The organism is Escherichia sp. MOD1-EC6300, from assembly GCF_002965045.1.
Taxonomy (GTDB): Bacteria; Pseudomonadota; Gammaproteobacteria; order Enterobacterales; family Enterobacteriaceae; genus Escherichia; species Escherichia coli_F.
Genome location: NZ_PTRH01000029.1, coordinates 21,802 through 30,100 on the forward strand (window position 1 = coordinate 21,802; position 8,299 = coordinate 30,100).

Consider the following 8,299-nt stretch of genomic DNA (forward strand, 5'->3'; position numbering starts at 1 on the left):
GTTAGCACAATCCGCTGCCGGGTTTTACCCCGACAGCAGTGACCTGTTTGAGCGAGAATTACTCGTCTTCCAGTTCGATGTTGATACCCAGCGAACGAATCTCTTTCAACAATACGTTGAAGGATTCTGGCATGCCCGGCTCCATCTGATGGTTGCCGTCCACGATGTTTTTATACATCTTGGTACGACCGTTCACGTCATCAGACTTAACGGTGAGCATTTCCTGCAGGGTGTATGCTGCGCCGTATGCTTCCAGCGCCCACACTTCCATCTCCCCGAAACGCTGACCACCGAACTGTGCCTTACCACCCAGCGGCTGCTGAGTAACCAGGCTGTAAGAACCGGTGGAACGCGCGTGCATCTTGTCGTCGACCAGGTGGTTCAGTTTCAGCATGTACATGTAACCCACGGTTACCGGACGTTCGAACTGTTCACCAGTGCGACCGTCGTACAGGCGGATCTGACCAGAAGTCGGCAGGTCGCCAAGTTTCAGCAGTTCTTTAATTTCTGCTTCTTTCGCACCGTCGAAGACCGGCGTTGCGATTGGCATACCTTTGCGCAGGTTTTCAGCCAGACGCATAACTTCTTCATCGCTGAAGGTACTCAGGTCAACTTTCTGACGAACGTCAGCGCCCAGATCGTATGCACGCTGGATGAATTCGCGCAGTTTCGCGACTTCTTGCTGCTGTTTCAGCATGGCGTTGATCTTGTCGCCGATACCTTTCGCAGCCATACCCAGGTGGGTTTCGAGGATCTGACCGATGTTCATACGAGACGGTACGCCCAGCGGGTTCAGTACGATGTCTACCGGCGTACCGTTTTCATCGTAAGGCATATCTTCGATCGGGTTGATCTTAGAAATTACACCCTTGTTACCGTGACGACCTGCCATCTTGTCACCAGGCTGGATACGGCGTTTAACCGCCAGATATACCTTAACAATCTTCAGCACGCCCGGTGCCAGATCGTCGCCCTGGGTGATTTTGCGGCGTTTCGCTTCGAGTTTCTTCTCGAACTCGTGTTTCAGTTCGTCATATTGCTCAGCCAGCTGTTCCAGCTGATTTTGTTTCTCTTCGTCGGTCAGGCCCAGCTCCAGCCAGCGATCGCGCGGCAGTTTGTCGAGCTTCTCAGCTTCAACGCCACCGGCTACCAGCACAGCACGGATACGGCTGAACAGACCCGCTTCGAGGATCTGCAGTTCTTCAGACAGGTCTTTCTTCGCCTGTTTGAGCTGCATTTCTTCGATTTCCAGCGCACGTTTGTCTTTTTCTACGCCATCGCGAGTAAAGACCTGAACGTCGATAACCGTACCGGATACACCGTTTGGTACACGCAGAGAAGAGTCTTTAACGTCAGACGCTTTCTCACCGAAGATCGCACGCAGCAGTTTCTCTTCTGGAGTCAGCTGGGTTTCACCTTTCGGCGTTACCTTACCAACCAGAATGTCGCCACCGGTCACTTCCGCACCAATGTAAACGATACCGGATTCATCCAGTTTGGAGAGCGCAGCTTCACCTACGTTCGGGATGTCAGCAGTGATCTCTTCTGGCCCCAGCTTGGTGTCACGGGACACACATGCCAGTTCCTGAATGTGGATGGTGGTGAAACGGTCTTCCTGAACAACACGCTCGGATACGAGGATGGAGTCTTCGAAGTTGTAACCATTCCACGGCATGAACGCTACGCGCATGTTCTGACCGAGCGCCAGTTCACCGAGGTCGGTGGACGGACCGTCTGCCAGCACGTCGCCGCGCTCTACCGGTTCACCCAGAGACACACACGGCATCTGGTTGATACAGGTGTTCTGGTTAGAACGGGTGTATTTGGTCAGGTTGTAGATGTCGATACCCGCTTCGCCCGGATACATCTCGTCTTCGTTAACTTTGATAACGATACGGGAAGCATCCACGTACTGAACGACACCACCACGTTTAGCAACCGCAGTTACACCGGAGTCAACGGCAACAGCACGTTCCATACCCGTACCAACCAGCGGCTTATCAGCACGCAGAGTCGGAACGGCCTGACGTTGCATGTTCGCACCCATCAATGCACGGTTGGCGTCATCGTGTTCAAGGAACGGGATCAGGGACGCACCGACGGATACCACCTGCTGGGTGGATACGTCCATGTAGTCAACCTGGTCGCGGCTGAACAAGCTGGATTCGCCTTTGCTACGGCAAGTTACCAGGTCTTCTACGAAGTGGCCTTCTTCATCCAGGTTGGAGTTCGCCTGGGCGATAACGTAGTTGCCTTCTTCGATAGCAGATAGGTAGTGAATTTCGTCGGTTACAACACCGTCGATCACTTTACGGTACGGCGTCTCAAGGAAGCCATATTCGTTAGTCTGTGCGTACACGGACAGGGAGTTGATCAGACCGATGTTCGGGCCTTCAGGAGTTTCGATTGGACATACGCGACCGTAGTGAGTCGGGTGTACGTCTCGAACTTCGAAGCCTGCACGTTCACGGGTCAGACCGCCTGGGCCGAGTGCGGAGATACGACGCTTGTGCGTAATCTCAGACAGCGGGTTGTTCTGGTCCATAAACTGAGACAGCTGGCTGGAACCAAAGAACTCTTTCACTGCTGCGGAAATCGGTTTGGCGTTGATCATATCCTGAGGCATCAGGGTATCCAGATCGCCCAGAGACAAACGCTCTTTCACCGCACGCTCTACACGTACCAGGCCAACGCGGAACTGGTTTTCCGCCATTTCGCCAACGGAACGGATACGACGGTTACCGAGGTGGTCGATATCATCGACTTCGCCTTTACCGTTACGGATATCGATGAGCTTTTTCATAACATCAATGATGTCGTCTTTGCTCAGGATACCGGAACCTTCGATTTCGTCGCGTAGCAGAGAGCGGTTGAACTTCATACGACCAACCGCAGACAAGTCATAGCGGTCTTCAGAGAAGAACAGGTTCTCGAACAGGCTTTCAGCGGCTTCACGAGTCGGCGGCTCGCCAGGGCGCATCATGCGGTAGATTTCTACCAGTGCGCTCAGACGATCGTTAGTTGGGTCGACACGTAAGGTTTCAGAGATATACGGGCCGTGATCCAGATCGTTGGTGAACAGCGTTTCGATACGCTTGTGACCAGACTGGCTCAGCTTAGCCAGCAGATCCAGGCTCAGCTCCATGTTCGCAGCACAGATCAGCTCGCCGGTAGACTCATCAATATAGTCTTTAGCAACCACTTTACCTGCGATGTACTCAACCGGGACTTCGATCAGTTTGACGTCGTCTTTTTCCAGCTGGCGAATGTGGCGCGCAGTAATACGGCGGCCTTTTTCTACGTACACTTTACCGTTAGCTTCGATGTCGAAAGATGCGGTTTCACCACGCAGGCGTTCCGGCACCAGTTCCATCTGCAGCTTGTTATCACGGATTTCAAAGATAACTTTTTCAAAGAACAGGTCGAGGATCTGCTCTGTGGTGTAGTTCAGGGCACGCAGAATGATGGTCGCAGGCAGTTTACGGCGACGGTCGATACGTACGAACAGGTTGTCCTTCGGATCGAATTCGAAGTCCAGCCAGGAACCACGGTAAGGGATGATGCGCGCGTTATACAGCACTTTACCCGAAGAGTGGGTTTTACCTTTGTCGGAGTCAAAGAAGACGCCCGGACTACGGTGCAGCTGGGAAACGATAACACGCTCAGTACCGTTGATAACAAAGGTACCGTTGTCCGTCATGAGCGGAATTTCGCCCATGTAGACTTCTTGTTCTTTAATGTCTTTTACGGTGCCTTCCGGCGCTTCGCGCTCATAGATCACCAGACGCAGTTTAACGCGCAGCGGTGCGGAATAGGTCACGCCACGGATTTGACATTCCTGGACGTCAAACACCGGTTCGCCAAGGCGGTAGCTGACGTATTGCAGCTCGGAATTACCGCTGTAGCTCTGAATCGGGAATACGGAACGGAAAGCAGCTTCCAGACCATACTGCCCTTCAGGATCTTGCTCGATAAATTTCTGAAACGAGTCAAGCTGGATAGAAAGGAGATAAGGTACATCCAGAACTTGTGGACGTTTACCAAAATCCTTACGAATACGTTTTTTCTCGGTATAGGAGTAAACCATAGGGTTCCTCAGCTCGCTGACAAGTCGACCCATCTGTCCATTGAGCGGACAGTTTGTGCAACACTATTTTGTTGACCGGAAAATGGAACACTTTCCGCAATGCCTGTTGCTATCACGCTTAAACCATTTCATTGCGATTTACACAGAACGGGCGTCCTGTCGCAGTATATTAAGTCGTCGATAGAAACAAGCATTGAAAGGCACAGCAGTAGTCAAACAGTGTGAAACGCTACTGGCGCCTTACAGCGCAAAAAGGCTGGTGACTAAAAAGTCACCAGCCATCAGCCTGATTTCTCAGGCTGCAACCGGAAGGGTTGGCTTATTTAACTTCAACTTCAGCGCCAGCTTCTTCCAGAGCTTTTTTCAGTGCTTCTGCGTCGTCTTTGCTCACGCCTTCTTTCAGAGCAGCCGGTGCAGATTCTACCAGGTCTTTAGCTTCTTTCAGACCCAGGCCAGTTGCGCCACGTACTGCTTTGATAACAGCAACTTTGTTAGCGCCAGCAGCTTTCAGAATTACGTCGAATTCAGTTTTTTCTTCAGCAGCTTCAACCGGGCCAGCAGCTACAGCTACAGCAGCAGCAGCGGAAACACCGAATTTTTCTTCCATTGCAGAGATCAGTTCTACAACGTCCATTACAGACATAGCTGCAACTGCTTCAATGATTTGATCTTTAGTGATAGACATTTAAATTGTTCCTGAATATCAGAATAAGTTTATACGTAAGCGAATGCGTTAAAAAGATAACTGCGATTAAGCAGCTTCTTTCGCATCGCGTACAGCAGCCAGAGTACGAACCAGTTTGCCAGCCGAAGCTTCTTTCATGGTTGCCATCAGGCGTGCAATTGCTTCTTCGTAGGTCGGCAGAGTTGCCAGGCGGTCGATCTGAGACGCCGGGATCAGCTCACCTTCAAAGGCAGCGGCTTTGACCTCAAATTTTGCATTCGCTTTCGCGAACTCTTTGAACAGACGAGCAGCTGCGCCCGGGTGTTCCATAGAGTATGCAATCAGGGTCGGACCAACAAACGCGTCTTTCAGGCACTCGAACGGAGTACCTTCAACAGCACGGCGCAGCAGGGTGTTACGAACAACACGCATGTATACGCCAGCTTCGCGACCTGCTTTACGCAGTTCAGTCATTTTATCTACAGTTACGCCACGGGAATCCGCAACTACTGCAGACAGCGCGCCTTTGGCTACTTCGCTGACTTCAGCAACAATCGCTTGTTTGTCTTGAAGATTTAAAGCCATTAGCTTTGCTCCTGGATGTTTGCCAGAGAAAATCTCTGGAACTCACTTCACTCTTCCAAACGGAGAGAGCGTCTTAATTACGGTGAGCAGAAACAAGCCAGAATATAAAAGAATAATCTTAGCGTTCTGTCACCGTCTACGCAGGGGATTAAGTTTCTTGCGAAACTCCTGCGGTCTTCGACGGAGGCCTGGATAGGCCAGGCTCCAACGAACAAATCTTTTCTATCCGTCGCTATTCAGCTTGTAGCGGCGTTGGCTTCCTTCGTTCGCACCAGTCACATAGTTAGCTATGCTCCTGGCGACTCACTCAGTTGCCGCCTTGCTACAACCCGAATATCTCGGATATACGTCTGCATTAAGCATTATACGTGGGGGTAAGATTGTAGACAAAATCACCGCCCACGTAAAGGCATTAGTTTACAGAAGCGCTCAGGCCAGCCTGGTCAACTGCAACACCTGCACCCATGGTGGTGGAGATGCTAACTTTCTTGATGTACACGCCTTTCGCCTGAGTCGGTTTTGCTTTTTTCAGCGCAACCAGCAGAGCTTCCAGGTTTTCTTTCAGTTTGTCAGCGTCAAAGTCCACTTTACCGATGGTGGTGTGGATGATGCCGTTTTTGTCGTTACGGTAACGAATCTGGCCAGCTTTAGCGTTTTTAACCGCTTCAGCAACGTTCGGCGTTACAGTACCCACTTTCGGGTTTGGCATCAGGCCGCGCGGACCCAGAACCTGGCCCAGCTGGCCAACAACGCGCATTGCATCCGGAGAAGCAATAACAACGTCAAAGTTCATTTCGCCTTTCTTGATCTGGTCAGCCAGATCTTCCATACCTACCAGTTCAGCGCCTGCAGCTTTAGCAGCTTCAGCGTTTGCACCCTGGGTAAATACGGCTACGCGAACGGAACGGCCAGTACCGTGCGGCAGTACAGTTGCACCACGTACGTTCTGGTCAGATTTACGAGCGTCGATGCCGAGGTTAACAGCAACGTCCACGCTTTCTACGAATTTAGCAGTCGCCAGCTCTTTCAGCAGAGCGATAGCTTCGTTGATGTCGTACTGTTTGGTTGCATCAACTTTCTCGCGGATAACACGCATGCGCTTGGTCAGTTTAGCCATTTCTTAGTCCTCCACTACCAGGCCCATGGAACGTGCAGTACCTTCGATGGAGCGAGTCATCGCTTCAATGTCGGCACCAGTCATGTCGGCAGCTTTGGTCTGCGCGATTTCCTGCAGCTGAGCGCGGGAAATTTTACCCACTTTGTCTTTGTTCGGCTTACCGGAACCAGACTTGATACCAGCCGCTTTTTTCAGCAGAACTGCTGCCGGCGGAGTCTTGGTAACGAAAGTGAAAGAACGGTCAGCGTAAACGGTGATTACTACCGGAATCGGCAGACCTTTTTCGATGGAATCAGTTTTTGCGTTGAACGCTTTGCAGAATTCCATGATGTTTACGCCCTGCTGACCCAGAGCCGGACCTACTGGCGGACTCGGGTTAGCCATACCAGCTGCAACCTGCAGCTTGACATAGGCTTGTACTTTCTTAGCCATTATAAATTCCTCAAGTTGGGTAATAACGCCTCTGAGAGGCTCCCCGTGATATAAAAAATCGTTTTACGGGCAAGGCCCATAAAAACAAAAGGCGCGAAATTGTATTCCAATCTCGCGCCTTGTGCAACGATTAAATCGCCGTTTTTTTGATCACTAGGTTAGGCTTTTTCAACCTGGCTGAAGTCCAGCTCTACCGGGGTCGCACGACCGAAGATAGAAACAGACACTTTCAGACGAGATTTCTCGTAATCAACTTCTTCAACAACACCGTTGAAGTCAGCGAACGGACCATCATTAACACGAACCATTTCACCCGGTTCAAACAGCGTTTTCGGACGCGGCTTATCGCCAACCTGCTGCAGGCGATTCATAATCGCATCCACTTCTTTATCGCTGATTGGCGCAGGACGATCGGAAGTACCGCCGATGAAGCCCATCACACGCGGTACGCTGCGCACCAGGTGCCAGCTCGCGTCGTTCATCACCATCTGAACGAGGACGTAGCCAGGGAAGAATTTGCGTTCGCTTTTGCGACGCTGTCCGCCACGGATTTCAACCACTTCTTCGGTTGGTACCATGACTTCACCAAACAAATCTTCCATGTTATGTAATTTGATATGCTCACGTAGCGACGTTGCTACGCGGCCTTCAAAACCGGAAAACGCCTGAACGACGTACCAGCGCTTTTTAGGAGCTTCAGACATCTCAGAACCTCAGGCCAGTGATAAAGGATACCAGGCGAACCAGAATACCATCCAGTCCCCACAGGATCAGTGACATTACTGCGGTAACCGCAGCCACAATCAGCGTGGTGTGCAATGTTTCCTGGCGAGTCGGCCAAATGACCTTACGGACTTCGGTACGCGCTTCACGGGCAAAAGCAACGGTAGCTTTACCTTTTGTCGTTAACAGCGCGACACCACCCGCTGCAGCAATCAGAATTACTACGGCCAGCGCACGCAGCGGCAGCATAATGTCGCGATAAAGGTAGTTGCCGACAATTGCTACCAGGAGCAATGCCACCACAACGACCCACTTCATCGCTTCCAGGCCGCGCCCGCTTCCTTGAGCTTCGGTATTCGCACTCATAAACCAACCTGTCAGAAGTATTCTACAAACATTTTCACCCCGCGATCGCGAGGCAAACCAAATCGAAACGCGTATTAGCTTTTCGGATTATACGCCCTCAACAGAGCCTGTCTCAGCAATGATTATGACAAAGAAAATCACTGATGAGCCAGGTTCTGGTACGAAAGCGTGCAAAAAGGGCATCAAATGATGCCCTTTTAGTGCGCATTGCGTCAAATGTTATCGGCAATTAGCTCAGAACTTTTGCTACAACGCCCGCGCCAACGGTACGGCCGCCTTCACGGATTGCGAAACGCAGACCGTCGTCCATCGCGATCGGGTGGAT

The 8,299-nt window shown here is 51.3% G+C and carries 8 protein-coding genes; all 8 read right to left on the reverse strand.

Features of this window, described 5'->3' with window-relative positions; translation table 11 throughout:
• Positions 1–58 precede the first annotated feature (58 nt).
• On the reverse strand, positions 59–4,087 hold the full coding sequence (gene rpoB / locus BGE37_RS23995; RefSeq protein WP_001353730.1) for a DNA-directed RNA polymerase subunit beta: 4,029 nt from the start codon (positions 4,085–4,087) through the stop codon (positions 59–61).
• A gap of 319 nt (positions 4,088–4,406) precedes the next feature.
• Positions 4,407–4,772 (reverse strand): 50S ribosomal protein L7/L12, encoded by a 366-nt coding sequence (gene rplL, locus BGE37_RS24000; protein ID WP_000028878.1) that lies wholly within the window; start codon positions 4,770–4,772, stop codon positions 4,407–4,409.
• A gap of 66 nt (positions 4,773–4,838) precedes the next feature.
• On the reverse strand, positions 4,839–5,336 hold the full coding sequence (gene rplJ, locus BGE37_RS24005) for a 50S ribosomal protein L10 (protein ID WP_001207201.1): 498 nt from the start codon (positions 5,334–5,336) through the stop codon (positions 4,839–4,841).
• Between the two features lie 412 nt (positions 5,337–5,748).
• Positions 5,749–6,453: a 50S ribosomal protein L1 gene (gene rplA, locus BGE37_RS24015; RefSeq protein ID WP_001096680.1), complete on the reverse strand. Its 705-nt coding sequence runs from the start codon at positions 6,451–6,453 to the stop codon at positions 5,749–5,751.
• Positions 6,454–6,456: 3 nt separating this feature from the next.
• The gene (gene rplK, locus BGE37_RS24020) at positions 6,457–6,885 is read right to left on the reverse strand and encodes a 50S ribosomal protein L11 (RefSeq protein ID WP_001085926.1); all 429 of its coding nucleotides are present in this window, start codon (positions 6,883–6,885) and stop codon (positions 6,457–6,459) included.
• A gap of 158 nt (positions 6,886–7,043) precedes the next feature.
• A complete protein-coding gene (nusG, locus tag BGE37_RS24025; protein ID WP_001287516.1) occupies positions 7,044–7,589 on the reverse strand; it encodes a transcription termination/antitermination protein NusG in 546 nt (181 codons plus the stop codon).
• Between the two features lies 1 nt (position 7,590).
• The gene (gene secE / locus BGE37_RS24030) at positions 7,591–7,974 is read right to left on the reverse strand and encodes a preprotein translocase subunit SecE (protein WP_001275702.1); all 384 of its coding nucleotides are present in this window, start codon (positions 7,972–7,974) and stop codon (positions 7,591–7,593) included.
• A gap of 229 nt (positions 7,975–8,203) precedes the next feature.
• A partial coding sequence (locus BGE37_RS24035; protein WP_072106224.1) for an EF-Tu C-terminal domain-related protein occupies positions 8,204–8,299 on the reverse strand: 96 nt, incomplete at its 5' end.

Excerpts from the sequence above, each read along its gene's own strand:
- rplJ (WP_001207201.1), bottom strand. The coding sequence starts at position 5,336 with ATGGCTTTAAATCTTCAAGACAAACAAGCGATTGTTGCTGAAGTCAGC.
- nusG (WP_001287516.1), bottom strand. The coding sequence starts at position 7,589 with ATGTCTGAAGCTCCTAAAAAGCGCTGGTACGTCGTTCAGGCGTTTTCC.
- rpoB (WP_001353730.1), bottom strand. The coding sequence starts at position 4,087 with ATGGTTTACTCCTATACCGAGAAAAAACGTATTCGTAAGGATTTTGGT.
- rplA (WP_001096680.1), bottom strand. The coding sequence starts at position 6,453 with ATGGCTAAACTGACCAAGCGCATGCGTGTTATCCGCGAGAAAGTTGAT.
- rplK (WP_001085926.1), bottom strand. The coding sequence starts at position 6,885 with ATGGCTAAGAAAGTACAAGCCTATGTCAAGCTGCAGGTTGCAGCTGGT.
- secE (WP_001275702.1), bottom strand. The coding sequence starts at position 7,974 with ATGAGTGCGAATACCGAAGCTCAAGGAAGCGGGCGCGGCCTGGAAGCG.
- rplL (WP_000028878.1), bottom strand. The coding sequence starts at position 4,772 with ATGTCTATCACTAAAGATCAAATCATTGAAGCAGTTGCAGCTATGTCT.